Origin of the sequence: Mesorhizobium sp. WSM3859, assembly GCF_002295065.1 — a bacterium.
Classification (GTDB): domain Bacteria; phylum Pseudomonadota; class Alphaproteobacteria; order Rhizobiales; family Rhizobiaceae; genus Mesorhizobium.
The window spans coordinates 219,159-246,015 of record NZ_NSGG01000005.1 but is presented as its reverse complement, the minus strand read 5'-3'; the positions used below and the strand labels follow the sequence as shown (position 1 = coordinate 246,015).

Here is a 26,857-nt window from a genome sequence, read left to right as displayed (position 1 = left end):
CCATGAAGAAATTCATCAATTCGGTGGAGACGGTGCTGACCGAAAGCCTCGACGGCTTTGCGGCGGCCCATGCCGATATCCTCGTGCTTGGCGACGACCACAAATTCATCCGCCGCAAGCAGCTGAAACCCGGCAAGGTGGCGCTAATCTCGGGCGGCGGCTCGGGCCATGAGCCGCTGCATGGCGGACTGGTCGGTCACGGCATGCTGGACGCCGCCTGCCCCGGCCAGGTCTTCACCTCGCCGACGCCCGACCAGATGCTTGCGGCCGTTGAGGCCGTCGACACCGGCGCCGGCTGCCTGTTCATCGTCAAGAACTACGAAGGCGATGTGATGAATTTCGACATGGCTGCCGAGATGGCGGACGGCGTGCTCAAGGTGGTGACCAATGACGACGTCGCGGTCGAGAACTCGTCCTACACGACCGGGCGGCGCGGGGTTGCCGGCACGCTGGTGGTTGAAAAGATCGTCGGCGCCGCGGCCGAGCAAGGCATGGCCCTGCCCGCGCTCAAGGCGCTGGGCGACCGTGTCAACGCTGCGACGCGCTCAATGGGCGTGGCACTGACCAGCGGCACGGTGCCCGCCGCCGGCAAGCCGACCTTCGAGATCGGCGACGGCGAGATGGAATTCGGCGTCGGCATCCATGGCGAGCCCGGCCGGCGACGCGACGCGCTGAAGAGCGCCGATGCCATCGCCGAGGAGGTCTGCACGGCGATCGCCGGCGATCTCGGCGACCGCGCCAAGGGGCCGGCGCTGCTGTTCGTCAACGGCTTCGGCGGCACGCCGTCGATGGAGCTCTATCTGATGTACAACAGCGCCCGCAGAATATTCGAGAAACGGGGCGTGACGGTGATCCGCTCGCTTGTCGGTTCGTATGTGACATCGCTCGACATGGCCGGATGCTCGATCACACTGACCATGCTCGACGATGACATGACGGGGCTGTGGGATGCTCCGGTGCACACGGCGGCGCTGCGCTGGGGGATGTAAAGCAATTCCAGGAAAAGTGTGAAGCGGTTTGCCGGCCGGAATTGCGTCAAAACAAAGAGATAGGGCGGTTCTGCGTTTCCGTGAAACGGTGAACCGCTCTAGGCGTCGCTGGCTTCCCCGGTGCTTTTCTGGCAAGCATGCGTGAAACGTTGCTGCTGCCCTGAACGATGCTGCCCGAGCTTTCGCCTGCCCAGGAAAAACTGCTGATCAACCTTGCCGACCCCGAGGCGCCAGCCGATTGGGACAAGGACGTTTCCGCAGGCGACCTGTTGGCGCAGCTGGCCAATGCCGAGTTCCACGGCGTGCTGCCGATCGTGCTGCGCAAGCTCCGGGAACGCGGCGACGCCAATCTGCCGAAAGACGTGAGGCTGCTGCAGAAGCTGATCGAGTTGCGCGACCAGATGACGACGGCGACCGGGCAGTCGATGCTGCTGCAATATCACGGCGACCGCATCATGAAGGCGCTGGCGGCGAAAGGCGTTCCGGCCCGGATCGTCAAGGGACCAGTGTTCGCGCGCAGGCTCTACCGCCAGCTTGCCGACCGGCCGTTCACCGACATCGACATCCTCGTCGCCCCTACCAGCATCGAGGCGGCCAACAGGACGATCGCCGAATGCGGCTTCGTGCTCGGCAGCGGCGAGACCGAGTCGCACGCGCTGCAGGAATTCAAATGGCTGGAGAAAGAGAATTCCAGTCTGCTGATCGAATTGCACGGCAACCTGGTGCATGACACCGGCATGCGCAGACGCCTGTCGCTCGGCTTCCGGGAGTTGCAGGCGATCGACGGCGGCGAAACCGACACGCCGGCCGCACTTCTGACCATCGCCATCGTCCATGCCGCCGGCGGCCACAAGTTCCACAGGCTGCAGCTTTGCGTCGACGTGCTGCAAGGCGTGCGGGCGCTGAGATCGCCGGAAGAGGAAGCGCGGCTGCTGGAGGCCGCGCGCATGACCGGCATCGAGCTCGAGCTGGCGACGGTCCTCAACGTCACCGGGCGCCTTTTCAGCGCGCCGCGCGCGATCGAACTCGCCGACCGCATCAAGCCGGACCTTTCGATACGACTGGCGAAGTGGCTGATCACCGGCAACATGCTGCTTCGCGTCAACTCGCGCGAGAAGCTGCGCTCGCGCCTCAGCCGCGACGCCTTCCGCTGGGTGCAGCGGCTGGCGCGGGCGCGGCCCTATCCGGCCTGACGCAGCGCGGCGCGGATCAGCTGCGCCGCTTCCACCGGCCTCGCGCCCGCTTCCAGGGTGAAGGTCGGCACCGTCTTGACCAATGCCGCGATCGTCGCCATCCGCCTTTTCTGCAGCGGCAAAAGGCCGGTCATGCCGGTCCTCACATTGTCGGCGGCCAAAGCCACCATGGCATCGGTCCTCGGCATGGGCACGAGCCTTGTCTCGCCGTCGGTCGAGCGGGCAAGATGAAGAAGCGCCGCGATCGGCCTGGCGCGCACATCCTCGACGCGGATGATCTGGCCAAGGCGATCGAGCGACACGGCCTGCTCGCCCTCCGCATCCCATGTCTCGCCAAGGCAGGGCGACACGAAAGGCAGCATCGCCGCGGTGTTGCGATGGATCTTCACTTTGCGCGGCATGCCCCAGGCCGCGACGCCGTCCTGTGCCACCCTGAGGATCATGACGTCGTCGGAACAGAGGCCGAAGCCCTGCGAGGCGAGCGCCAGCGACGTCGTCGACTTGCCGGTGCCGCTCGGCGCATGGACCAGCACAAGCGCCTCGGTGCCCGGCAACGTCAGGCCGGCCGTGTGCAGCATGTGCTGCCCTCCGGCATCGAGCGCGGCATCCAGCACCATCATCAGCAGCGTCCATTTGATCTTGCTGTCCGGATGAACGCGGATTTCGGCCCTGCCCTCCTCATCGCCGATCGACAGCGTCTGCTGGCCTGGAAAGACCAGGTGGAAGACGTCTCCGGCGTCGATCATCCGGCAATGGCCATCGAAGGGCACTTCGCCGTCGAACGCCAGTTTTCCCTCGGGATTCTCGGACAATTGCGGCGTTTCGACAATGTTGACGCGAAAGCCGGGCTGGGCAGCCTCGCTCACGCGCAGGGCGCCGAGCATCAGGTCGAAGCTCGGCCAGAGGTCGGCGCGGGCGGCGGTGACGCTTATGACCTGCCCTTTGAGGTCGTAGAAGAAGGTCCGGTCGCTCAAGCGGCGGACGCCTTCACGCTGGGCGGATGGCGGTAGATTTCCACCATGCCGGGCTGGCTGTCGCTGACCACCGGCTTGCCGTCGAGGCAGACCCAGCAATGCGCCGACAGGCGCGGCTCGTGCATCGATTTGGCATCAACGCCGAAACGCAGCTCCGGGTCGAGACCGGCCATCCGCAGAAAACGGAAGCCGAGCAGACCCTCGCGAAGACATCTGCGGTCGCGCATGAACCAGGGCCGCCGCACCGTTCGGTTGACGCGTTGCACGATGTAGGTCCAGGGCAGGTCACGATAGGGCGCAGCCGACCGCAGGGGCGCCAGCTTCAACACGCTTTCGAAATCGCGCCGGCCAACCAGCACCGGCAGCAGCCGGGCGCTGAGCCACAAATGGGCACGAAACAGAATGCGCAGAAGAGGTCCGTCGGTCATCACGCGCCCGTGTCGGCGAGGATGCCTTCGGCCACCAATTCGGCGGCCAGCTCGGCCATATCCTGGTCGAGCGTCGCCTTGTCGACCTCGAATTCATCCGACAGCAGGTCGATGATCTGGTTGAGGCTGCGCGCGCCATCGACCTTGTCGAGAAAGGCCTCGGTCGTGTCGTTGCAGGTGTAGAGCTGGCCGCTGCGCGCCAAGAGCACGACGGCGCCGTCGCCGACATGCTGCACGGACGCATCGTCCACCATCCGAAGCACCGTTTCAGAGCCGATTTCAGCCATCTGCCCGCTCCCTTCGATCGAGAGCAATTAGCGCGGGGGCGCGATGCTGTCCATTGTCTGGAGATGCCGCATCCTCGGCCAGGACGGCCTTCCCAGCCCGGGGTTGCCTTGCTGCCCTTGCGTAAGTTATGAGTCCGCCGGGCTTTGGGGAGTGATCTGTATGCGTTACAATTGGGAACGGGCTCCGACGGCGTTCGAGCGCCACCGGAAGGCGCTTGCGGCGGCTATCCTGATCGCCGGCGGGGTCGGGCTGATGCTGGCGGCGCTGCCGCTTTAAGCCGGCTTATATCACGGACAGCGACAGCGACGCCTCCACGGAGGCGCCGAACAGAGACGTTTGCCGGCGATGTCGACCAAAATGCAGGAAGACATGGCCGCCACGCGCGGCTTAGTCTATGGCATGCGGCAGAACGTTTCTTGGGAGGAAAGCGGATGGCCTCACGCTATCACGAAGTCTATGAGGGCTGGAAACGCGACCCCGTAGGGTTCTGGGCCGAAGCGGCGAAGGCGATCGACTGGTATAAGCCGGCCGCAAAGGTCTTCGACCCGACGGAAGGCGTCTATGGCCGCTGGTTCGTCGGCGCTTCCTGCAACACCTGCTACAACGCCCTCGACCGTCATATCGCCGGCGGCCGCGCCGACCAGCTGGCGCTGATCCATGACAGCGCGATCACCGGCACGATCCGGAAATTCACCTATGCCGAATTGAAGCGCGAGGTGGTCGCGCTGGCCTCGGTGATGAGGCATCGAGGCGTCGGCAAGGGCGACCGCGTCATCATCTACATGCCGATGGTGGCGGAAGCGGCGATTGCGATGCTGGCCTGCGCCCGCATCGGCGCCGTGCATTCGGTGGTGTTCGGCGGCTTTGCCTCGCATGAGCTCGCCACCCGCATCGACGACGCCAAGCCGAAGCTGATCGTCAGCGCTTCCTGCGGCCTGGAGCCCGGCCGCGTCGTCGCCTACAAGCCGCTGCTCGACAAGGCGATCGAGATGTCGAAGCACAAGCCCGACGCCTGCCTCATCCTGCAGCGCGAGCAGCTGCGCTGCGAGATGAAGGACAATTACGATATCGACTATGCCGATGCGGTCGCCCGCGAGCGCGCCGCCGGCGCCAATGTCGACTGCGTGCCGGTGCTGGCCACCGACCCGCTCTACATCATCTACACCTCCGGCACGACCGGCCAGCCGAAGGGCATCGTGCGCGACAATGGCGGCCATATGGTCGCGCTGAAATGGACGATGGACAACGAGTTCGGCGTCAAGCCGGGCGAAGTGTTCTGGGCGGCGTCCGATGTCGGCTGGGTGGTCGGCCATTCCTACATCGTCTACGGGCCGCTTTTGCATGGCTGCACCAGCGTGCTGTTCGAGGGCAAGCCAATCGGCACGCCGGACGCCGGCACCTATTGGCGGGTGATCTCCCAGCATGGCGTGGTCGCGCTGTTCACCGCGCCGACGGCGTTCCGCGCCATCAAGGGTCAGGACCCCAGGGGCGAGTTCGTGCCGAAATACGACCTGTCGAAGTTCCGCACCCTGTTCCTCGCCGGCGAGCGCGCCGACCCCGAGACCATCAAATGGGCCGAACAGAAGCTCGACCGGCCGGTGATCGACCATTGGTGGCAGACCGAGACCGGCTCGCCGATGACGATCAATCCGGCCGGTCTCGGGCTGCTGCCGGTGAAATACGGATCGCCCGGCGTCCCGATGCCGGGCTACGACATCCGCATCCTGGACGACGCCGGGCACGAGGTGCCGCGCGGCACGCTGGGCAACGTCGTGGTCAAGCTGCCGCTGCCCGCCGGCTGCCTGCCGACGCTGTGGAATGCCGATATCCGCTTCCGCCAGGCCTATCTCGAAGAATTCCCCGGCTACTATAAGACGGCTGACGCCGGCATGATGGACGAGGACGGCTATCTCTACGTCATGGCCCGCACCGACGACATCATCAACGTCGCCGGCCACCGTCTCTCGACGGGCGCCATGGAAGAGGTGCTGGCCGCGCACCCGGATGTCGCCGAATGCGCCGTCATCGGCATCGCCGATGCCATGAAAGGCCAGGTGCCGCTGGGCTTCGTCGTGCTCAATGCCGGGGTGGCGCGCGACACCGGCGCGATCGAAAGCGAGGTGGTGGGGCTGGTGCGCGAGCGGATCGGACCGGTCGCCGCCTTCAAGACGGTGGTGACGATCAAGCGGCTGCCCAAGACACGCTCCGGCAAGATCCTGCGCGGCACGATGCAGAAGATCGCCGACAAGGAGGAATGGACGATGCCGGCAACCATCGACGACCCCGTGATCCTCGACGAGATCACGGCGGCCTTGAAGGGACGCGGCATCGGAGTGTAGCAGCCCGGCAGACGGCCGCGTTAACGACGAATTAACCACTTTGTCCTGCGCTGCAATCGCTTGTTGTGCAGCGCAGCAGCGGACTTTAAAGTTCGTTTTGGGGGGCCATACCGAAAGCACGGCATGGCTCAGCTCAAAACGACATTTGGCGGCGTCGACATTCTGCGAATCCTGGCTGCCGCCGTGGTGATGTTCCATCACTATGGCTTCTGGGTCTGGACCTTCCCCGACGGCATTTCGGCACGCACGACCGGCGGCGTCCCGCCCCGTCCCGAAGATGGCCTTTGTTGGCTCCGGCTGGGTCGGCGTGCAGGTGTTCCTGATCGCGACCGAGTCCCCTATCCGGCTGCAGCTCTACCGCACCCTGTTCCGTTATGGATTGAAGGCCGCCTGACGCGACTGCCGGTCGCGCCGGTGTGGAATTGTTTGCATTCGGCATGATATCGAGGCGCAAATCAGTGCAAGTATTCGAGCCTCAATCCGTGAGCCTGTTCCAACGATCGAGACGTCCTCGACCCGCGCCGCGGGAGCGCCTTGTCATGGATATGCGCGACACGATCGTCTATGCGATCGGCGACGTGCATGGCTGTCATGAAGAACTGCGCGCGCTGGAACAGAAAATCGAGCTCGATGCACAGCAGTTCCGCGGCCGCAAGATCATCATCATGCTGGGCGACTATATCGATCGCGGGCCGCATTCGCGGCGCGTGGTCGACCATCTGATGGCGCCGCCGCCGAGGGGCTTCCAGCGCGTCTGCCTGGTGGGAAACCATGAAGTCGCGCTGCTCCTCTATCTGGACGGTCATCTGTCACGTGAAACCTGGCTCGGCTATGGCGGCCGCGAGACCCTGTTCTCCTACGGCGTCGACCCCGACCGGCTGATAAGCCTCTACGGTTCGAGCGCCCAGGCGGACGCGCGCATACGCGAGGCCATTCCCGCCAGCCATGTCGACTTCCTGCGCACGCTGCCGGCGATGGTCTGCTCCGACCAATTCGTCTTCGTGCATGCCGGCATCCGGCCCGGCATAGCGCTCGAGGCGCAGGACGAGGACGACCTCCTCAACATCCGCGAGGAGTTCTTCGAGGCGGCACACCGGCTCGACCGCTGGGTGGTGCATGGGCACACGATCGTCGACGTCCCGACGCTCGACGGGCGCCGGCTCGACATCGACACCGGCGCCTTCCAGACGGGGCGGCTGACCGCGCTCAGGATCGTCGGCAAATACGGCCGGCTGCTGTCCTCACGGGACTGAAGAGAGCGCAGCTTCGCTCCTCAGGTCGGCGCGAGCTCAGGCTCGGCGGCACCGTAGGACAGCAGGTCGCCCTGCCATTTGCTGCGCTTGAGGAACTGTTCCCAGGTCAGGGCATTCGGATCGATCTTCCGACTCCACGTCAGATCGCGCCCGGGGGCATAGTAGCCGTATTCGACAGCGTATTCGACCATGCCTACCAATTCGCGCACGAGATGCTCGTCGTCGGCGAAACCCGGAAAATGGCGCAACAAGTCTTCGCGCGAGTACGCCGAGACGTAGCGTGCGCGCTTGCCGGTGACGCGTACGAACGTTTCCACCATTTGTCGCGCCGAGATAAACTCGCCGATCACCGGCAGGACTTCGCCGGCATATCGCTCCGGATTGTCAAAGATCTCGCGCACTGCTGGACCGGGCGCGGTGAGCGGGTCGCAGAACGGCATGGGAATATCGGGCGGCAGGTATATGGCGAAATTTATGCCATCCTCTGTGCCTTGCGGAACGTAGTATTCCAGGAAGTTGGTGTAATAAAACGCCAGGTACACGAACGAGCTGCGGATGGGCAGGCCGCGAATGTAATCCCCTATCTTTGCCTTGTCCGTGAAATGCGGCGCCCACTTGGTACCTCCGGTGATCGCCTCGACATTTTCGAGCCCGGTGAACACGACGTGTTCGACGCCCGCGGCCACTGCTGCATCGGCCAACTCCTTGCCGAGGTTGAGTTCGGGTTCCGCAGGCGGCACCTTGACGATCGTCGGCGTCATCAAGAACGCCCCAGCCGAGCCTTTCATCGCTTCGGTCAGCTCGGCCTGCCTGCCGAGTTCAAGCGGCGCCACCACGATTTCGGCGCCCTTCTTGGCCAAGGCCTGCGCGGGTTGGCTGTCAAGGCGCCGTGTCAGCGCGCGTACCCGGTAACGCCCACTGTCGAGCAACGCGTTGGCGACGCTACGGCCCTGCTTGCTCGAGGCGCCAGCAACGGTGATCAGAGGTTTGGAAGTATCTTTCTGGCTCATGTTGGTTCTCCTGTTCTCAGGTTGAAACCGCTCTGTGTCCGGCTGACGAGCACACCGGGCATGCCGAGAGCGGTTCCCAGCTTCATCGGGAAGTATTTCGGGTCTTTCGCGGTATTTTTGAAATTCTAAAAATGTTCAGCTACTATCCATTTCATGGATACCAAGCGCCTGGATCTCAACCTGTTGGTTACCCTCGAAACGCTGCTGATCGAGCGCAATGTCACGAAAGCGGCCGCCCGACTGCATCTGAGCCAGCCGGCCGTAAGCGCCCAACTGAATCGTCTCAGGCAGGAGTTCGACGACCAACTTCTAGTTCCTGCCCAGCGAGGGATGACGCCGACGGTCAAGGCAATGGAGTTGCTCGATCCTTTGCGCCAAGCCCTCGACCAGGTTCGAGCCACGCTCACCTCGCATCGGAACTTCAATCCGGCTAGGGCCAAGCTGACCTTCGCGATTGCTTGTACAGACTATCTGCAAGCCGCGGTGATCAAGCCACTCGTCGTGGAACTCAGGACGCGAGCGCCCGGTGTTCGCGTCGCGATACGCAACCTGGACCTGCCGCAGCTGGAAGCGCAGATGGCGAAAGGCGAGGTGGACCTGGCGCTGATGATGCCGCAAGCGGCCCCGCCGGGACTTCGGGCTCGGCACCTGTTCGACGAGCGCTACGTGCTTATCGGCCGCAGGAAGCATCCGCGGCTGCGGGATGGAATAACGGTCGCTGAGTTTGCCGCGTTAGAGCAGGTGGTGGTATCCCTGGACGGCGGCGGGTTCGTGACGCCCGTGGACAGTGCCTTGGCCGCTCTCGGATACAAGCGTAACGTGGTGCTCTCCGCGGCATCGTTCCTGTTCCTCCCCGAGATCGTGTCCAATTCGGACTTCGTCGCGCTCGTCCCTGAACGGCTGGTGCGCGGCTCCGCAAACAAGCTCGAAGTGATGGACTGCCCATTTCCCGTCGAAGGCTTTGCAGTGGGAATGGTGTGGCATGAGCGCGGTCACGGACACAGCGGCCAGCGCTGGATCCGTGAGGCCATCGTCTCGCTTGCCGCGCATCGATCCTCGTCTCGGGCGCGCAACAATCCCAGCTAGGCAGCCCGCTTGGCGCGCGCTTCCGACTTCTCCAGATAATAGCTCGAGTAGCGGTCGAAGAACCTTTCCGAGCCGCCGAGCGAGCCATATCTCACGAGCTTCTTCAGGTCGACCTTGTTGAGCACCGCCCCAATCACCTTGTTGGCGATATAGGGCTCCGATTCCAGCATCGAGCGCACCATGGTGCGCGGCGTGCGGCCCCATTCGGTGACCAGCACGAAGCCGTCGACCAGCGGCGCGAAGGCCTTGGCGTCGACCACGGGTCCAAGCGGCGGCAGGTCGACGATGATGTACTCGAACGTCTCCTTGGCGTTCTCGATGAAGCGCCGCATGCCGGCCGAGCCCAGCAGCTCGCTGGTGTGCGAGAACTGGCCACGCAGCACGGCTGGAATGATCGCAAGCTTGGTCTGGCGGTCGACCTTGCCGACCGACTGCCAGGTCTGGCCGTTGACCACCGCTTCCATCAGGCCTTGTTCGGCCTCCATGCCGAGGCTGCGGCTCAAGCCTGGATTGCGCAGGTCGCCGTCGACGAGCAAGGTCTTGGCGCCGTTTGCGGCAAGCAGGCCGGCGAGATTCGCGGCCACCGTCGATTTGCCTTCGCCCGGCAGCACCGAAATGACGCCGATGACCCGGCTGCCGCGATCCTCCATCACGACGTCGAAGGCGATCTTGGCGTTGCGCAGCGTCTCGGCGAACATCGAAGCCGGGGCATCGATGCTGACGCGCATGCGAGCCCGCCTCTCGGCCGAGGAGAGGCTGGCCACCTTGCCGTCGGCCGGGAGGTCGTCGGCCTTGGAATCCTTGGCCCTGCCGCCGCCGATCGTCGGCAGATATCCGAGGAATTTCAGGCCGGCGCGATCGCGAATATCCTCGCCCGTCCTGAAGAAGCGCTCGTTGAACTCGTTGAGGCCGCCGAAGCCGGCGCCAAGCATCAGGCCGAGCACCAGCGACAGCGCCAGCACACGCATGGTGCGAGGGCCCGAGGCTGCGAGCGGCATGGTCGCGTCGGAAATGATGCGGACCTTGCCAACCGGGAATGACTGCTGCTGCGAGGCTTCCTCATAGCGGCTGAGGAAGGTCTGGTAGAGTGTGGTCAGCGCCTGCGCCTGCTGTTCGAGTTCCTTCAGCTTCACCTGCGACTGGTTGTCGATCGAGCTCTTGCCGGCGGCGGTGGAAATCTTGTCGCGAAGCGCGGTCTCGCGCGTCTGCGCCACTTCGAAGTCGTTGCGGTAGCTTTCGGTGATCTGCTTCAGCTGCCCGAAAATCTGCGCCGCGACATCGGCTTTTTCCTTGGCCAGCGCGACCGCCTGCGGGTGATCCTTGCCGAAATTGGTCTCGACGTCCTGCAGGCGCTTGGTAATGGCCAGATAGCGGGTCTTGAGCCCGATGATGACCGAGCTGCTCGGCTGGTCAGCCGCTATGGCCGAATCATTGAAGGCGCTTTCCGAGCCGCTGTCGACGATCGCCTTGTACTGCTGGTAGCGGGCGCTGGCGCGAGCCGTATCGGCCTGCGCGACGATGAGCTGGGCGTTAAGGTCGGCGAGTTGCTTGTCACTCAGCAACTGGCCGTCGCTGTTGGCGGAAAGGCCGTGCTCGGCCCTGAATTTCTCGACCGCCAGCGAAGCGGCCTGCGAGCTTTCGCGCAACTCGGTCAGCCGGCCCTGCAGCCATACGGCCGCGCGCTCGGTGGCGTCGAAACTGGCGTTGAGCTGGTCGGCGAGATAGGCGTCCGCATAGGCCTTGGTGATGGCTGTGGCGAGTGCCGGGTTTGTCGCCTGATAGCCGATGCTGATGACATTGGAGCGGCTGACTCGATCGGCCAACAATCCTGTCTGCAGCATATAAACCGCGTAGTCATGGGTCGCGGTCTTGATCATGGCTTCGCGCGTGGCCGCATCGACATTCTGGATGCCGGGGAGTTGATCGGCGGCGTTGCCGCGGAAATAGGCGACGATGCCGCGCAGGAACCCGATGCCCTTGGCCAAAGCCGATTGGGGCGGGCTCATGAAGTCCTGGTTCTGGTCGAGCTTCAACTTGTCGACCACCTCCGACGCCAGCCGCGCCGAATTGAGGATCTCGATCTGGCTGAGGATCGTCGCGTCGGTCTGCTGCGTGGCGCTGGCAGCCGAGATGTCGTCCATGACCTTGTTCATGCCCTCGTCGATCAGGACGCTCGCCACGGACATATACTGCTTGGGCGTGGTCTGCAGATAGATCAAGCCGAGGAACAGGCCGATGACGGCGCAGATCGCCACCACCTTGGCCTGACGGGCGGCCATGCCAAGCAGACGCTCGACATCGATGAAGTCTTCACCCTTTTCCTGATCGGCACTGGGCAACGGCATCCTCTTGTCGAGAGGGAAGTTGGCATAGTTCATATTCGGTCCAATTCCAGGTTGCAGGCGCTATCGGCCTTGGTAGATCGGCGTCGTGACCAGAAAAGACCGCGCAACGTTGTTGCCAGGATGCGCCGGGCCTGAAGGCCCGGGCGCCTGAGTGGCTGTCGCGCCATCGCGAAACCGCATATGCACCCAAAAGATGGGCATTATGCGGCTACTTCCCGGCGCTCATGCGACCGGACGAATTGCTGCAGCATTTCGAAGACAGGGCCTTTCATGTCGTCGCGCGCCAGGGCGAAGGCGATGGTGGCCTCGATGAAGCCTTCCTTGGAGCCGCAGTCGAACATGCGGCCATCGAAAGGCTGGGCGTAGAAGGGCTGGCTCTGAGCGAGGCGTACCATGGCGTCGGTGAGCTGGATCTCGTTGCCGGCGCCGCGCTGCTGATTGCCGAGCAGCGCGAAGATCTCCGGCTGCAGCACGTAGCGGCCATTGATGTAGAAATTCGACGGCGCCTTGGCGGGCGCCGGCTTTTCGACCATCTCGGTGACCTGGAAGCCGGAGCCGACCTCGTCGCCGCGGCCGACAATGCCGTATTTGCTGGTTTCGGCGGGGTCGCAGCGCTCGACGGCGATCACATTGCCGCCGGTCCGCTGATAAAGATCGACGGTCTCGGCAAGGCAGCCGCGTGCGCCGAAGGACACCATGTCGGGAAGCAGCAGCGCGAAGGGCTCATTGCCGATCACGTCGCGCGCACACCATACGGCATGGCCGAGGCCCTGCGGCGACTGCTGGCGGATGAAGGAGGTGGCGCCGGCCACCGGCAGCAGGTTTTCCAGCGATTCGAGCTGCGCCTTCTTGCCGGTCTGCTCCAGCGTGTCGATCAGTTCAGGATGCAGGTCGAAATAATCCTCGATAACCGCCTTATTGCGCCCGGTGACGAAGACGATGTGCTCGATGCCGGCCTCGAACGCCTCGTCGACGGCATATTGCACGACGGGCTTGTCGACGACGGGGAGCATTTCCTTCGGCATCGACTTGGTTGCCGGCAGGAACCGCGTTCCGAGCCCCGCCACCGGGATGACTGCCTTCCTGACTTTCTGCATCTGGTCTTCCTTCTGAGAGAAAAAGATTTCTACCTGTCGCCGGCTATCAAATCGCCGGCATGCTTCATCTCCCCGCCCCCACGGCGAACCTGTGCCGCAACCCTTCTCAGCCGCACCGCGATGGGCATGCTCATATGCCCGATCGCGGCCGGATCCCTAAGCGCCGCTCCGATTGCCTTGAGCGGCGCGCGCGCCTTGATGTGCTGGACCAGGGACAGGAACGACGCCGCCTTGCGCAGGCTGCGGCCGCGTCTCGCGAACGCCGCCTGGGCGCTGGTGTCCATGGGATATGCCGCCGCGAAGGCGGCGTCGGCGCGCGTCATCGCCTCGACGTGGTGCAATTCGAGCACGCGCGAGATCGAGCCGGTGCGGATATGATAGACATAGCCGACGGTTGGCTCGACAACGCAACGGCCTCCGCTGGCCAGCGCGCTTGCAAGCAGAATGTAGTCCTCGCCGATGCGCAGCTTCTCGTCGTAACGCAACCTGTTGTCGTTGAGGAAGCGGCGCTGGAAGATCGGCTTGAGATAGCCAAGATTGAAGCGCGATTCGAAGACCAGATTGCCGGCGATATAGTCAGCCAGCGAGATTTCGCGAAGCGTTTCCAGATAGCCGGCCGGGAACATGGTGTCGTCGGGCGTGCCGTCCTCGCGCACCACCTGGACATTGTCGACGGAGATCTCGGCGCCGACCGCTTCCGCCCGCGCGATCATCGCCGCCATACGGCCGGGAAGAACGGCGTCGTCGGAATCCAGCACCGCTACCCAGCGGCCGCGCGCGAGGTCGAGGCCGGCATTCCTGGCGCCGCCTGGGCCGCGATTCTCCGGCAGCGCCACCACCTTCACGATGTCTTCCGGGTAAGCGCGCGCCACTTGAAGCGTGCCGTCGCGCGACTGGTCGTCGACGACGATAACCTCGACGGTGACACCGAGTTGCGCGATCGCGCCGGTGATGGCGCGGTCGAGGGTGGCCTCCGCATTATAGGCGGCGATGACGAAGCTGACGTCAGGCTGCACGCTTGTTCCCTTGCTCTGGCGAAGTGAGGCCGTACTGGCGGATTTCACGGACGCCGACCAAACCGGAGACGACACCAACGTGCATAATGCCGCGCAGCACGCTGCGGTTCCGTCGCACCGGGCTGATCGCGGTCAAAATCGCCATGCCGAAGCAGTAAGCGGCCTTGGCCGAAGCCAGCCCGACCTGGCCGGCACGGCGGATGCCGCCGGCGCCGCGCCCGATCAAGTGGCCATGCGTCTGGCCGAAGCGGAAGCGGCGGCGGCGCAGCCAGTCGAACGCGGCCCTGGCGCGCGGCACGACCTCGTCGACAAAGGCTTGCGGCGCAAAGGCGATGCGGCCGCCGGCCTTGACCATGGCATCGAAGAACTCGGTATCCTCGCCGCCGGTCTGGCCGCGCGCCAGGCTGAAGCGCCGGCCGCGCAAGCTCGCATCGGTCGTTCTGAGCAGCACATTGCAGGTGTAACCGGTGCGGATCTCGCCACGCACCCAGACCGGCAAGGTCGAGTGGAAATCGCCCTTTTGCATCCAGTCCGGCGCGTCCTGGCGATAATGCGCCCGCACCGGCCCAAGTACCGCCGCGGCGCCGGTGGCATCGGCCGTCGCCATCAACTTGACCAGCCAGCCGGACGACGCCGTCTCGTCATCGTCAATGAAGGCGGCGAAGTCCGACACGCTGGCGTCGAGGCAGGCGTTGCGGGCAATCGAGATGTTGCGCGCCGGCGCGTGGCGATAGCGGACCGGCAGCTTCAATTCCTCGGCCAGCGCCTTCACCAGCTTCTGGGCGCTGGGTTCATCGTCATTGTCGGCAACAACGATGCCGACCTCCAAACCTTCAGGCTTCTCCAGCGCGGCGACGGAGCGCAGCGTGTCGGCCAGTTCCGGCCGACGGAAGGTGCAGATGCAGATGTCGATCGAACGGCCGGCCATCACGCCACCTTGCGCTGCGAGCGCGGCGTCAAAAGCTGCTGCCAGAAACCGACGGACCAGCCGAAATGCATGACCATGGCAGGAACTCCGGCCAACGCGATGCTGGCGTTGCGCTGGCGCACCGCCGTCGCCAGGCCGTAGCCGAGGCACACCGCCGCCCACAAAAGGAACGGCACCGCCGCCAGCCAGTGGACGAAGGAGAACAGGGCCAACAGCACCACGGGCGCCACCAGCAGCGGGATCATTTGCCGGACCTTCGGCACCATGCGGTGCTTGAGCACATTCCTGGCGCGGCCGCGGCCATAGCCGAGATATTGGAGATAGAGGCTCTTCAGCGTCGAGCGCGGATAATAGATCATCTGCGTCGTCCCGCTCATCCAGATGCGGTAGCCGGCCTGGCGCAGACGGTAATCGAACTCGGCGTCCTCGTTGTGGCTGAAGCTCTCGTCATAGCCGCCGACATGGCTGAAGGCGGCGATGCGTATCAGCGCGTGGTGCCCGTGGTCGACCCATTCGCCCTCGGACATGTGCCGATGCTTCGAGCCGCCGGTGCCGAGCTTGGAATTCTGCGCCGCCGCCACTGCCTTCTGCACGGCGCCGGTGCCGGCGGTCAGCATCGAAACGACGACCGAATCAGCGCCGGTGGTAAGCACCTCCTCGACCAGCCGGTCGCAGTAATCGTCCGGATAGCCGCCATGCGCGTCTATGCGGATGAGATAGTCGGCGCCTTCGCCGAGGGTCGCCACCGCCAGATTGACGGCGGCGCTTTGCAGACGCTTCGGATTGGCGAGCAGGATGACCCGGGGATCCTTCGCCACGATCTTTTCGACGATGGCCTGCGTGCCGTCGGTGCTGCCGCCGTCCGCGACGACGATGCGGCCGCCGAGCCGCGCCGCCGCGGGCCGCAAGCGGTCGAGCAGGCCGCCGATATGAGCCGCCTCGTTGAGGCAGGGAATGATAATCAGGATCGACGGATTTGCCTGCGTCATCAGTCTTTGCGCGTCCTTTGCCATCATGCCGCCGCCGCAAAAGCCGATGGCATGGCGGTGAGGCCACGCAGCTTTTCGACGAAGGCCGCACAGTCGCTACGGTCGTAGCTCCAGGTCCGAGGACTGCGCGCCAACACCCGCGACTTCAGGGCGCGGTATATGTCCTGATCCATTCGGCCGAGCATCGCCTCAAGACCTTCGGGCGTCGCCTCGGACAGAAGCACGCCGATGTCCTGCCCTTTGAGGAACCGGCCGGTTTCGGTGCCGGCCATCGAGATCGGCACGGCGCCGAAGCGGCAGCCCTCGTAGAGGCGGTTGGGAAGCAGCCATTCGGAATTCTGGCCGGCTTCGAAGAAATCGATCGCCCAGGAAAAGTGCACTTGCCCGTAGATGGCCGCCATGTCTTCCGGATTGCGGTAAGCCCCACCGAACGAAAGCCAGGGCTCGGCCTCGACGAAGCCATGAAAATCCGGAAACTCGGACAGCGCCGGGCGGCCTCTGAGCACGACCTCGAAACGCCCCGCCTGCCGGCGGGTGAAGTCGGCCAGCAGTTCCAGTGAGCGGCGGCAGCGCAGCGCGCCGAACCAGCCGATTCGCCAGGGCGGCGTCGCCGGGCTGTCGTCCTCGAACGAATGCGCTGCGACCACGGATGCCGCCTCGAAATATTTGTTCTCGATCAGCTCGACAGGCGCGCCGATCTGCCCGAAGGGCTCGAAATAATTGGCGATGAAGGCCGGCGAGCTGGTCACCAGAAGCTTCACGTCGCGGGCGAGATGACGCTCGGCGCCACGCAGTGTCCGGCCGACAAAATCGTCGCGCAGGACCAGGCGATGGATGTCGAGGCATTCATAGACGATGGGCACGTTCGCCCCGAGGGCGGCATTGGCGCGGCGGGCAAGCGCCAGCATTTCGAGGTTTCGCGCGATGATGAGATCGGGCCTTGGCATGTCGCCCAGCTTCGCGCCGATCGACATCGCCGCCTTGGCGACTGCCCCGAGACGCTGCGCGAATCGGCCGTCGCGCGTCGCGCCGAGGTCGACAGGCTTGATACCCTCGATCTCGGTGACCGGACTGGTGGTGCGGCGGAAACCCGCCAGGGTGACCCTGGCGCCGCCTGCCTTGAGCATTTGGACCCTCCGGCGCACAGCCGGGTCGGATACGTCATGCACAAGGTACAAGACATGCAGCATGAAACTCGACCGATGTTCGGCCCACCCATCGGGGATGCTAGTACAGCTTTTGCTGCATCGCAACAATTTTGGTGCGGCGTAGCAAGCGCCCGCACATTTTTTGTTGCACTGCAAAAATGATACGCTACTCTCAACGCAGCCTGGCGTCGATCTGAGTTCGACGTTGGTTACCAGCGTGTTGCAGCACGCCAGGATCGCGACGCGGATCGCGTGGCAGCACTTCGGCAAAACATGCCGTTTTAACCGCCGCTGGCCTGGCCACGGACGCGAAACGAGGTTCCCCATGAAAGTCGTGATCGAAAACACAGTGTGTCTGAACACTGGCGATGCCGCGATCCTTTTGGCCATCCGCCATATTCTCAGATCGGTCATCGGCAGCGATGTGCAGTTCCTGGTTTTCGACAGTCAGCCAGACGTCGCGGCCAGGCTTTACCCGAAGAAAGATTACCCGGACCTCGAATTTCACAAGCTCTTGTCGGAATCCCTGTTCAAGGATCGGCGCGGCGGCGGGATAAAGAGCCGGCTCAAGTCGCTCTACAACCGGGCAGTCTGGGGCGCCTTGCGTCGCTTCGCGCGAAACGGCGCCGCCAGCAGCTTTTTCTTCAGCCAGGACGACCGCCGCGGCCTTGAAGCCTATGCGAGCGCCGACCTGGTGGTGACGACAGGCGGAACCTATCTCGTCGAGAATTACGATCTCGAAAAGCGGCTCAATCAATTCCGCATCGATGCGATCCTGGGCAAGGACCCGATCTTCTTCACGCAATCGCTCGGCCCGTTCAAGAAAAGCTACAATCGCCAGGAACTCGGTCCGATCTTCGATCGGGCTCCGCTCATCCTGCTGCGCGACGAGCGGTCCAGGAATCATATACGGGATCTGGTGAAGGACCCGGGCAAATGCCATGTGGTCGCCGATTCCGTCTTTGCCCTGGCCGATACCGACAGGATCAAGAAACATCTCGGCAGCGCACCGGCGCCGACGGGCCGCGTCGCTATTTCTGTCCGTCACTGGAGCTTCGTCAGCGACGGTGAGGATGGCATCCGCCGCTATCTCGATTCGATCCGGGAGATCGCCACAATTCTGGTCAGGGACCATGCCAAGGCGGTGACCTTCGTTTCAACCTGCCAGGGCGTGCCGGAATATGCCCATGACGACGCCAAGACTGCTCGGGCGATCGTGGCCGAACTCGACCCGGAAATCGCCCAACACGTCAATGTCGACGCCACATTTCATACGCCCGACCAACTGATGGCGCTGGTGAAGGATTGCGACTTCGTCGTCGCGACGCGCATGCATATGATGATCATGTCGCTTTGCGTCGGTACGCCGGTGCTGCCGATCGCCTATGAATTCAAGACCAAGGAAGTCGCCAAGCATATCGGTGTCGCCGACCTTCTGCTCGACATCGATACCGTGACGCCCTCGGAAGCGGCCGAAAAACTCGGCAGATTCATCGGTGGCCTTGACCACTATCGCCGGGCAAGCCTCGAGGCCGTGCTGGAAGAGCATGCGTCGGCAATGTCGGCAACCGAGCCGTTGTCGACCTTGATAGGCCGCCGCTCACCCAATGTTGCTGGCGACGTTGGCAAGAGTGGCGAGCAACGTCCTGCGCGACTGCGGAACAGCAAGCATGAGGACCAGGGCGAACCCGTAATTTAGGGCAATCGCCACGAGGATCGTGAGCAGGTCCGACTGGCTTGTCAGCAACGCCGGCAGCGACAGGTACGAGAGCCAGGCGAGCAGGGACGAGACGATGAAGAGCCCCTGTATGCCCAGGAAATCGCCGGCGGTCACCGGGCCGACACGATGGATCAGGGCGGCAAGCACCGGGACACGCAGCACATAGCCGCTGATGGCATAGGCAGCCGCGACGCCGATGGCGCCCCAGTGCAGGCCGACGATGAAGGAGGCGACGGTCGTCAGCGACGAATAGATGCCCCATTGGAACATCGTCTTCGTCTTGCCCTGGCAGATGAATATCCACCCGGTGGTGCTCGATACGGACTGCATCAGGCCGGCGATGCCCAGCCAGGCGAAAATCGGCGCCACAGCCATCCAACGCTCGCCAAAGAGAAGCCTGACCACCTGCTCCGAAGTCAGTGTCAGCGTCGCGATGCCGGGCATGGTGATGACGGCCAGCAGCCAGTTTGTCCGGACATAGATGTCTCGAAAGCGCTGCTTGTCCTCATGGATGCGGCTGAGCAGCGGCACCATGATGCGCGTCAGCGGCTGGTTGATGTTCTGCAGCGGAAAGAGCAGCAGCTTGTAGGCGCGATCATAGTAGCCCAGCTCGACCGCGCCGGAATATTTTCCGATGAGGATGTTGTCGAGGTTGCGGGAGAGGAAGTTGACAAGGTTGAAGCCGGTGAGGTTAGCGCCGAACCTGAATATGTCGCCGTCGATCTTCAGATTCGGCCAGGACGGCGTCCAGCGCGTCGCCAACCAGCCGGCAACCAGCGCTACGACGGCTGAAACAGCCGGACCCAGAACCAGCGACCAATAGCCGAGCCCCCAATACGCCGCGGTTGCGGTGGCGAGCAGCCCGACGGCCGCCGTGATTGTGTCGTTGAGCGCAAGCTGGCCGAATTGCAGATGGCGGTTCATCAAGGCAAGCGGTACAGCGGCCAGACTGCCAAAAAGCAGCGGCACGGCGGAAGCAAGTGTTATTCCCCACATTCGCTGGTCGCCGTAGAAGGCGGCAATGGCGGGGGCCAGGCAAGCCACGACCGCCCCGGCGCAAAGGCCGACAACCGCGCTCAGCCAGAAGACCTGGTTGAGCTGCCGTTGATCGATCTCCTTGCGCTGGATGACCGCCTGCTGGAGGCCGAGATCCTGGAGCAAGCCGACAAAGGCCACGATCGGTCCCACGGAAGCCACCAGGCCGAAATCCTCGGGAACAAGCAGCCGGGCAAGGATGACGACCGAAAGGAATTGGATCGCTATCTTGAAGCCTTGGGCGCCAGCCGTGACCAGCCCGCCGCGCAAGGCAACGCGACCAAATTGAGGGGACGGCGGATTGGCATTCATGTGACGGATCCGGTCTCCCCCAGCCGCGCGACGATCCGCGCAAAGCGTTCATTCAAGATATCGGCATTGAAATCCGCCTCGACCTTCCGTCGGGCGGCAAGCGCTATCGGCTCGCACAGGCCTGGATTCTCGGCGATCCAGGCGAGTTTGCCGGCAAGCGCGGCGACGTCCCGTTCGGGTACGAGGAAGCCAGTCTTGTGATCCTCGATCAGCTCGGGAATCCCCGAATGATAGGTGCTCACAGAGATCAGACCGCCTGCCATCGCCTCCATGAGCGCAACCGGGATTCCTTCCAGATCGCCGTCCCGCCCGGCGACGCTTGGCAGAAGGAAGACATCGGCGTCACGCAGGCGCTGCTTCACCTCGCCGTGCGGACGCGGTCCGAGGAAAGTCACCCTGTCGGCAATACCGAGATCGATGGCGGTGCGCTTCAACTGCTCCAACAATTCTCCGCCGCCGATCACCGAATAGATCCAGTCGCGATGCGGCAGGCCGGCAAGCGCGCGAAGCGCATATTCGGTCCCCTTCTTCTCGGTCAGCCGGCACACCGAGATGAACGACAGTGTACGTCCTTGCCAGGAGCGCCAGCGATATTCGATCTCACCAGGGCGAATGCCCATATGGTGGACCGCGACCTGCGCCGGCTCGGCGCCGGTATCGATCAGGGCCTGACGGAAGAACGCATTCACGGGCAGTTGGAGAGCCCCTTTCTCGAAAACGGGCCTGTAGTAGCCGAGTGTGTTGTCGTGCATCGGCCTGCCGACATCGGTGCCGTGGAATATCGTCACCAAAGGTGCGGAAATCCCGCGCCGCTTCATGATCCGGGCGACGCGCAGGCCGTTGTGACCAAAATGCGCTACGATCACATCGGCGTTCTGCAGCTTGTGCGCGTTGGCCAGGTCGATAGCGGTCGAGAGCTTGTCCCAAAACCTGCCCGACCATTTCATCAGCAGCGAACGGTAGCGACTGAGGCCGCCCCACCAGGAAACGACCGGCCCAGGCAATGACTGCCAACGTGCATCGTCGACATTGCTGTCCTTGCCAAAGGCCATCTCGTTGCAGACGACACCGACTTCCATCCCTCTTTCGAGGCATCCGGCAATCTGATCGAGCACGAATGTCTCGGACAGAGTGGGAAATTTGTCGACGACAAAACAAATCCTCATCGGCAGGATGTTCTCGCCCGGATCAGGCTGGAAACGTCGGCAAGGCCTGACACATGCGGCATGAACTTTGACTCCTGTCGACGCAAACTAATATAGCAATTGCTGCATCGCAACGTTTTAGGTGCGCTGCAGCAAATCGGTTCCATGTCCCAGCTCGGCAAGCTACGCAGCGCGGCGAACACCCTGCCGGGCCGCTCTTTCGAGCAGTTGGAGAAACACCACCAATTGCCGCGCGGGATCGAGCTCGGGGCGTTTGGAGAAGGCGAGAGCGGCGGCCGAAAGCCGCTCGTATTCGGGGCGATCGTTCCACAGGCGCCTCACCGCCGCGGCCCATTCGTCGACCGGGGCATCATAGTCGAGCACCACGCCGCCGGGACCGACGGCTTCGGGCAGGCCGCCACGCCGCGATCCGACGACCGGGATGCCGCTGCAATGCGCCTCGGACGCGACGCGGCCCCAGGCCTCCTCCCATTTGCTCGGCGCAAGCAGGATCCTGGTGCGGCCATAGACCGTCTTCATGTCGTTGGTGCGGTTTTCGAGCTTGACGTTCGCGAACGGCGCGATGGTCTTTTCGACGCGGGCGCGGTGGTCGTCGTCGAGCTTCCAGCTCTCGACGAACAGGAAGGGGATCTCCGGGCAGGCGGCCGCAATCTTCACCGCAAGATCGAAACCCTTCTCCTCATAAGGGTTGATCATGGTGACGAATTCGCCCGTCGTGTGGGTGCAGTAGAGGGCGTCGTTGATGGTCGGCGGCAGCACAATGGAATCGATGCCGAACTTTTCCTTGTAGGTGCGCGCGGTGAACTCCGAATTGGCGATGTAGAGCGCCGAATTGAGGTCGCGCGGATCGCCGGCGAGCTCGTGGAATTCGACGTTGTGAAGGTAGACGACCAGCGGCACCCCTTCGGCGAGAAGCGCCTTTCCGAGCGGGACGGATTTGTGGCACTGCACGACGGCGACGTCAGGCTTGGTTTTTTCGACCGCGAAGCCGGCAGCCTCCCAGGGGAACCAGGCACGCATCACCGGGTAGCCGGGAAAATTGTCGACCACCGCGGGCTGCCGCAACAGCTTCATCTTGGCGCGCGCCTTGAGGCCGAACATGCCGTCGCCGAACAGCGAGGCGAGGACCGAAGCCTGGTGGCCGTGCTCGATCAGCTGTTCGACCAGATGATGGGTGTTGGACTGCACGCCGCCGGTGAACTCGGGAATATATCCATTGCCGCTTGCAAAAAGCACTTTCATCATTCGGTTCCTAATCCGGCCCGGCGAGCGAGCATGCGCAACCCAGGGCTCGTCAGCTTGCGCTGCGCGCCGACGGAAGCTTCGACGTCATTGCCTGGCACAAGCGGCTGACCGAGGCCGCGAGCGACAATGTCGAATACTCCCGCAACAACTTCGATGCCGGGATCACCTTTCCCGCCTTCAGGTCCCGCGCCAGATAGTGGGGGAATGAATGCATGTACTCCCGGACGATGTCGGCCTTCAGCGGTCCCGACTTCCATGCCTTCACCGCCGAGACGAATTCGTCGGCTGGGGCGGATGACAGCCCCGTATCGTAGGCTTCGAACGTACGTCGTACGATGGCGCGTTCCTTGTCGCTGAGCGAGGTCTTTCCGGCCCGTTCGGCAAGCAGGGCGTAACGGCGGATGTCCTCGGCCGCGTGATGCCACAACCCCTTCCTGGCCATGATGCTCGAACGCTGCAGCAGTGCCTGCATCTCGAGATCGGCCGTCTTCGGCAAGGCCTGTTCCGAGCGATCGAGATACTCGTGCAGATCGACCGACTTGTAGATCTCCTCCATGATCGCCCGGTCGTACGAGCCCCATGCCTTTATCCTGTTGGCATAGGAAATGACGACCTTGGTGCTGCCGCGGACCATGTCGTGCTGGCGCTGGAAGAACATGAGGCCATCGACCCTGATGCCCTTGAACCGGCGAGCGAGCCTGAGCATCATCTCGTAGTCCTGCGACCGGACCAGCGTCTCGTTGAAGCCTCCTACCTCCTCGTAGCATTGGCGGCGTACCAGGAGACCCGGCTGATGGACATGGCAATATTCGAGATGGGACGGGAAGAAATTGTCCTGGCTGACATGGCCGAAGGCGACGATCTCGTAGTTCTGCTCTTCGATCTGGGCTGACTGCTGGAAACGCGCATATTCGCCGAAAGCGAAATCGGCGTCCGGCTCCCGCTCGAACGCGGCGAGAAACCGCTCAAGCGCCGTCGGATGCGCGACATCGTCGTCGTCGAATATCCAGACGAAATCCCCCGTGCAGTGCTTCAGGGCGAAATTCAGCGCGGTCGACTTGCCGCCATTCTCCTTGCGGTAATATTCCACCGGCGCTGGAAAGGAGCTCGCCACCTTGCTGGTGCCGTCCGTCGAGCCGTCGTCCACGATCAGGATCTGGTCCGGAGCCACGGTCTGCCGGAGCAGGCTGCCGATGCATTCGGGCAGGAATTTTTCGCGATTGAAGGTGGGGACGATGACGGTGACCGTCGGTTTCTGCCGGGCAGCCATTGGTGACCTCATACTGTTGCCGATGCGCCGTTCGCCGGCATTAGTCTGCAGCCATGGCGAGGGCCATTGTCCTTGAGGCGATCAGCCGTCATGCCGCCATCCTGCCGATCGAGAAATATTCGATGCCGTAGCGCGCGATCACCTTGGGATCGTAGAGGTTGCGGCCGTCGAAGATGACCGGCGTCGTCAGCGCATCCTTGAGCGCGTCGAAAGACGGCGCGCGGAAGCTCTTCCATTCGGTGCAGATCAAAAGCGCGTCGGCGCCGCGCAGCGCCGCCTCCTTGGTACCGCAGAGCAGAAGATCGTCGCGCAGGCCGTAGATGGCCTGGCACTCCTGCATCGCCTCGGGATCAAAGGCCTGCACCTTGGCGCCGGCCGCCCACAGCGCTTCCATTAGCGTGCGTGCCGGCGCCTCGCGCATGTCGTCGGTGTTGGGCTTGAAGGCCAGCCCCCAGACGGCGAACGTCTTGCCCCTGAGCGCGCCCTTGAAATAGTGGTTGACCTTGTCGAACAGCACCGATTTTTGCGCATTGTTGCGCTCCTCGACGGCGCGCAGCAGCTTGGCGTCAAACTTGACGCCCTCGGCGGTCTTGATCAGCGCGCGCACGTCCTTCGGGAAGCACGAGCCGCCATAGCCGAGGCCGGGATAGATGAAGTGGTAGCCGATGCGCGGATCGGAGCCGATGCCCTTGCGCACCTCCTCGATGTCGGCCCCCAGCTGTTCGGCGAGATTGGCCATCTCGTTCATGAAGCTGATCTTGGTCGCCAGCATGCAGTTGGCGGCGTATTTGGTGAATTCGGCGCTGCGCACATCCATCACGATCATCTTCTCGTGGTTGCGGTTGAACGGCGCGTAGAGTTCGCGCATCACCATCTCGGTGTCCTCGCTGGAGGTGCCGACGATGATGCGGTCCGGCTTCATGCAGTCGGCGACCGCCGAGCCCTCCTTGAGGAATTCGGGGTTCGAGGCGACGTCGAAGGCGAGGTCCTCGCGGCCGCGCTTCTTCAGCGTTTCGGCGATCCTGGCCTTCACCTTTTCGCAAGTGCCGACCGGCACGGTCGACTTGCCGACGACAATCTTGGGGCTATCCATCTCACGACCGATGGTCTCGGCGACGGCCAGCACATATTTCAGATCGGCCGAGCCATCCTCGCCGGGCGGCGTGCCGACCGCGATCATCTGGATCTGGCCATGCCTGACCGCCGCCGCCGCATCCGTGGTGAAGCGGATGCGGCCAGCCGCGTGGTTTTCCTTGACGAGGCTTTCGAGGCCCGGTTCGAAAATCGGGATAAAGCCCTGGTTTAGGCGTTCCACCTTCTTCTCGTCGATATCGACGCACACCACCTCGTGGCCGACCTCGGCCAGCACAGCAGCCTGGACGAGACCGACATAGCCAATCCCAAACACCGTCAAATTCATTTGGTTCTATTCCTGTCAAAGGCCGGGTCACAAAAGCGGCCCGGCCGGTTCAGATGTCCCCAGGCCCAACGGCCTGGCTGGTTTGGCATGATCTTACCCCAAAAACCGGGTCCCACTTTCGGGGATCATGCTCAGTTGCTGTTACTTATGCTGCATGCCAGCGATTCCGGAAACTGGCACGGTTGACCCAAAGCGGTGAAAGCGACGCGCTTGACCTGCATGGTGACCTTGCTGCCGGGATCTGTGAAGGCGCCCATCCAGTTGGTCAGCTTGTCGCTGCCCCAGAGGCTGAAGAAGATTTTCTGCGAATGGGTAGGCAATTCGTCGGGGTTGGTCACCTCATGGACAAGCTTGCCGTTGACGTACCAGCGCAGCCGGTCCTTCTCCCAGACGAAGCCGTAGTCGTTGAAGCCCTTGTCGGCGCCGCCTTCGACGTCGACCAGCTTGCCGTTCTTCGGCTTGCCCTGGATGTAGCTGTTGACCTGCACTTTCGACGGATCCTTGGTGAGGACCTCGAAGTCGATCTCGTCCCAGGGTTGTTTCTCCTGCGGGCCGATATAGGAGAAGAAGGCGGCGTTGAGGCCGGAACCGGTGCCGGTCTTCATCCGTGCCTCATAGACGCCGTAGCCATAGCGCTGCTTGGTCTGGATCTCGGCGCAGGCGAACTCGCGGTCCTTGAGCTTGCGCTTTTCGAAGCTCAGCGACAGCACGCCGTCGGAAAGCCGCACGAGATCCTTCGACCAGGTGCAGTTCTGATGGGCGCCATTGGTCCAGCCGTCCGAGACGAACCAGCGGGACTGGTTGAAACTGGAGAAATTGTCGACGAAGGACGGCGCGCTTTGCAGCTCTGGTTGGGTCCCTTGCGCGTGCGCGGGATGCAGGGTCGCCGCGATTGCAAACAGGACGGCGGCCGCGCCGAGCCGCAGGCTGGCTAATCCACTCCCCGGCGCATGCGACGTCTCGCAATCCGCCACGATGGAGGTGTTGTCGGGATCTACGTTCATAACAAACTCACCTTGTGTTGTCCGCCCAACCCAAGTCATCCTCGGTTCGCATGAGCGAACCGCTTCTGATCCTCCGCCTTTTGAACTCCTCTCATTCCTTGTTTTTTTGCAATTCCGAACGGAAAACCGCTCACACTTTTCGTGGAATTGCTTCAGTGCCTCGTACCGATGACGGCGCCCGCGGGCGCCGTCAGCCTCTTGCCGCGGACTGCGAAGCAGACCGATCGGCGCCATCCTCGACAATCGCGTCCAGCGAACGGCGCAGTTCCTTCACCAGGCCTTTCTGGCGAGCGAGCTCCGCAATGCGCCGCTCGCAGTTCAGGATCGAGTTGGTCATCGCGCTGACATCCGATCCCTTGCTGGCCGATGCCGAGCCATTCTCCATCGCCTCGACCAGAAAGGCCGCGTTGGCTGCCGTCGACCTGTAGCGATTCTCCAGTCCCGTTTTCTCCGTCTCGATCTCGGCCGCGATCTGGTCGAACAGCTTCGCCAACCGGTCGAAACGCTGGAGATCGGTCTGCCGGTCGCGAGCCGGATCCCGGGATCTGAAGCCAAAAATCGAAGCCATTCTGCCGGCCTTTCGAAATTGCTGCATTGCAGCA

The 26,857-nt window shown here is 63.3% G+C and carries 24 protein-coding genes; 7 read left to right on the top strand and 17 right to left on the bottom strand.

The window, feature by feature from the left end; all coding sequences use genetic code 11:
- Positions 1 to 2 precede the first annotated feature (2 nt).
- Together dhaK and CK230_RS13710 are read left to right on the top strand one after the other, a co-directional pair.
- Positions 3 to 989 (top strand): dihydroxyacetone kinase subunit DhaK, encoded by a 987-nt coding sequence (gene dhaK, locus CK230_RS13715; protein ID WP_095817693.1) that lies wholly within the window; start codon positions 3 to 5, stop codon positions 987 to 989.
- Positions 990 to 1,156: 167 nt separating this feature from the next.
- On the top strand, positions 1,157 to 2,182 hold the full coding sequence (locus tag CK230_RS13710) for a nucleotidyltransferase family protein (RefSeq protein ID WP_095817692.1): 1,026 nt from the start codon (positions 1,157 to 1,159) through the stop codon (positions 2,180 to 2,182).
- Here the strand turns inward: CK230_RS13710 and CK230_RS13705 are convergent.
- The 3 genes from CK230_RS13705 to CK230_RS13695 are packed head-to-tail and all read right to left on the bottom strand — an operon-like array spanning position 2,170 to position 3,871.
- The gene (locus CK230_RS13705) at positions 2,170 to 3,156 is read right to left on the bottom strand and encodes a serine kinase (protein WP_095817691.1); all 987 of its coding nucleotides are present in this window, start codon (positions 3,154 to 3,156) and stop codon (positions 2,170 to 2,172) included. The genes CK230_RS13710 and CK230_RS13705 overlap by 13 nt on opposite strands.
- Positions 3,153 to 3,584, bottom strand: coding sequence for a lasso peptide biosynthesis B2 protein (locus tag CK230_RS13700; protein ID WP_095817690.1), 432 nt, complete (start codon positions 3,582 to 3,584; stop codon positions 3,153 to 3,155). The genes CK230_RS13705 and CK230_RS13700 overlap by 4 nt, the downstream gene beginning before the upstream one ends.
- On the bottom strand, positions 3,584 to 3,871 hold the full coding sequence (locus tag CK230_RS13695) for a PqqD family protein (RefSeq protein WP_095817689.1): 288 nt from the start codon (positions 3,869 to 3,871) through the stop codon (positions 3,584 to 3,586). The genes CK230_RS13700 and CK230_RS13695 overlap by 1 nt, the downstream gene beginning before the upstream one ends.
- Before the next feature lie 432 nt (positions 3,872 to 4,303).
- Here CK230_RS13695 and CK230_RS13690 point away from each other — a divergent pair, with 432 nt between their 5' ends.
- From CK230_RS13690 to CK230_RS13685, 3 genes are all read left to right on the top strand, one after another.
- The gene (locus CK230_RS13690) at positions 4,304 to 6,211 is read left to right on the top strand and encodes a propionyl-CoA synthetase (protein WP_095817688.1); all 1,908 of its coding nucleotides are present in this window, start codon (positions 4,304 to 4,306) and stop codon (positions 6,209 to 6,211) included.
- 123 nt (positions 6,212 to 6,334) lie between these two features.
- Entirely contained in the window at positions 6,335 to 6,652 is a 318-nt protein-coding gene (locus tag CK230_RS32455; RefSeq protein ID WP_176480091.1) for a hypothetical protein, read from the top strand.
- 98 nt (positions 6,653 to 6,750) lie between these two features.
- Positions 6,751 to 7,464: a metallophosphoesterase family protein gene (locus CK230_RS13685; RefSeq protein ID WP_245429904.1), complete on the top strand. Its 714-nt coding sequence runs from the start codon at positions 6,751 to 6,753 to the stop codon at positions 7,462 to 7,464.
- A gap of 20 nt (positions 7,465 to 7,484) precedes the next feature.
- On the opposite strand, the gene CK230_RS13680 is transcribed toward CK230_RS13685, so the two are convergent.
- Positions 7,485 to 8,474 (bottom strand): NmrA/HSCARG family protein, encoded by a 990-nt coding sequence (locus CK230_RS13680; protein WP_095817687.1) that lies wholly within the window; start codon positions 8,472 to 8,474, stop codon positions 7,485 to 7,487.
- Between the two features lie 153 nt (positions 8,475 to 8,627).
- On the opposite strand from CK230_RS13680, the gene CK230_RS13675 reads away from it, so the two are divergent.
- The gene (locus CK230_RS13675) at positions 8,628 to 9,560 is read left to right on the top strand and encodes a LysR family transcriptional regulator (protein ID WP_095817686.1); all 933 of its coding nucleotides are present in this window, start codon (positions 8,628 to 8,630) and stop codon (positions 9,558 to 9,560) included.
- Here CK230_RS13675 and CK230_RS13670 read toward each other — a convergent pair.
- The 6 genes from CK230_RS13670 to CK230_RS13645 form a co-directional block, all read right to left on the bottom strand.
- On the bottom strand, positions 9,557 to 11,938 hold the full coding sequence (locus tag CK230_RS13670; protein WP_095817685.1) for a polysaccharide biosynthesis tyrosine autokinase: 2,382 nt from the start codon (positions 11,936 to 11,938) through the stop codon (positions 9,557 to 9,559). The two genes, CK230_RS13675 and CK230_RS13670, sit on opposite strands and share 4 nt — an antisense overlap.
- Positions 11,939 to 12,105: 167 nt before the next feature.
- Positions 12,106 to 13,002, bottom strand: a complete 897-nt coding sequence (gene galU / locus CK230_RS13665) for a UTP--glucose-1-phosphate uridylyltransferase GalU (RefSeq protein WP_095817684.1) — start codon at positions 13,000 to 13,002, stop codon at positions 12,106 to 12,108.
- A gap of 29 nt (positions 13,003 to 13,031) precedes the next feature.
- Positions 13,032 to 14,018 (bottom strand): glycosyltransferase family 2 protein, encoded by a 987-nt coding sequence (locus CK230_RS13660; protein WP_095817683.1) that lies wholly within the window; start codon positions 14,016 to 14,018, stop codon positions 13,032 to 13,034.
- Positions 14,008 to 14,946 carry a glycosyltransferase gene (locus tag CK230_RS13655; RefSeq protein ID WP_095817682.1) on the bottom strand — a complete coding sequence of 313 codons (939 nt, stop codon included), beginning with the start codon at positions 14,944 to 14,946 and terminating at the stop codon, positions 14,008 to 14,010. The genes CK230_RS13660 and CK230_RS13655 overlap by 11 nt, the downstream gene beginning before the upstream one ends.
- The gene (locus tag CK230_RS13650; protein WP_095817878.1) at positions 14,946 to 15,935 is read right to left on the bottom strand and encodes a glycosyltransferase family 2 protein; all 990 of its coding nucleotides are present in this window, start codon (positions 15,933 to 15,935) and stop codon (positions 14,946 to 14,948) included. Before CK230_RS13650 ends, CK230_RS13655 begins: the two co-directional genes overlap by 1 nt.
- Before the next feature lie 23 nt (positions 15,936 to 15,958).
- On the bottom strand, positions 15,959 to 17,125 hold the full coding sequence (locus CK230_RS13645; protein ID WP_095817681.1) for a glycosyl transferase family 1: 1,167 nt from the start codon (positions 17,123 to 17,125) through the stop codon (positions 15,959 to 15,961).
- A gap of 283 nt (positions 17,126 to 17,408) precedes the next feature.
- On the opposite strand from CK230_RS13645, the gene CK230_RS13640 reads away from it, so the two are divergent.
- Entirely contained in the window at positions 17,409 to 18,782 is a 1,374-nt protein-coding gene (locus tag CK230_RS13640) for a polysaccharide pyruvyl transferase family protein (RefSeq protein WP_095817680.1), read from the top strand.
- Here CK230_RS13640 and CK230_RS13635 read toward each other — a convergent pair.
- From CK230_RS13635 to CK230_RS13605, 7 genes are all read right to left on the bottom strand, one after another.
- Positions 18,684 to 20,150, bottom strand: coding sequence for a lipopolysaccharide biosynthesis protein (locus CK230_RS13635; protein ID WP_095817679.1), 1,467 nt, complete (start codon positions 20,148 to 20,150; stop codon positions 18,684 to 18,686). The genes CK230_RS13640 and CK230_RS13635 overlap by 99 nt on opposite strands.
- Positions 20,147 to 21,316, bottom strand: a complete 1,170-nt coding sequence (locus CK230_RS13630; protein ID WP_095817678.1) for a glycosyltransferase — start codon at positions 21,314 to 21,316, stop codon at positions 20,147 to 20,149. The genes CK230_RS13635 and CK230_RS13630 overlap by 4 nt, the downstream gene beginning before the upstream one ends.
- 162 nt (positions 21,317 to 21,478) lie before the next feature.
- Entirely contained in the window at positions 21,479 to 22,558 is a 1,080-nt protein-coding gene (locus tag CK230_RS13625; protein ID WP_095817877.1) for a glycosyltransferase, read from the bottom strand.
- A 52-nt stretch (positions 22,559 to 22,610) separates the two neighbouring features.
- A complete protein-coding gene (locus CK230_RS13620; RefSeq protein ID WP_176480090.1) occupies positions 22,611 to 23,831 on the bottom strand; it encodes a glycosyltransferase family A protein in 1,221 nt (406 codons plus the stop codon).
- 88 nt (positions 23,832 to 23,919) lie between these two features.
- Positions 23,920 to 25,251, bottom strand: coding sequence for a UDP-glucose/GDP-mannose dehydrogenase family protein (locus tag CK230_RS13615; protein WP_095817676.1), 1,332 nt, complete (start codon positions 25,249 to 25,251; stop codon positions 23,920 to 23,922).
- A 131-nt stretch (positions 25,252 to 25,382) separates the two neighbouring features.
- Positions 25,383 to 26,255, bottom strand: a complete 873-nt coding sequence (locus CK230_RS13610) for a glycoside hydrolase family 16 protein (RefSeq protein WP_095817675.1) — start codon at positions 26,253 to 26,255, stop codon at positions 25,383 to 25,385.
- A 190-nt stretch (positions 26,256 to 26,445) separates the two neighbouring features.
- Positions 26,446 to 26,823: a hypothetical protein gene (locus CK230_RS13605; protein ID WP_095817674.1), complete on the bottom strand. Its 378-nt coding sequence runs from the start codon at positions 26,821 to 26,823 to the stop codon at positions 26,446 to 26,448.
- Positions 26,824 to 26,857 lie beyond the last annotated feature (34 nt).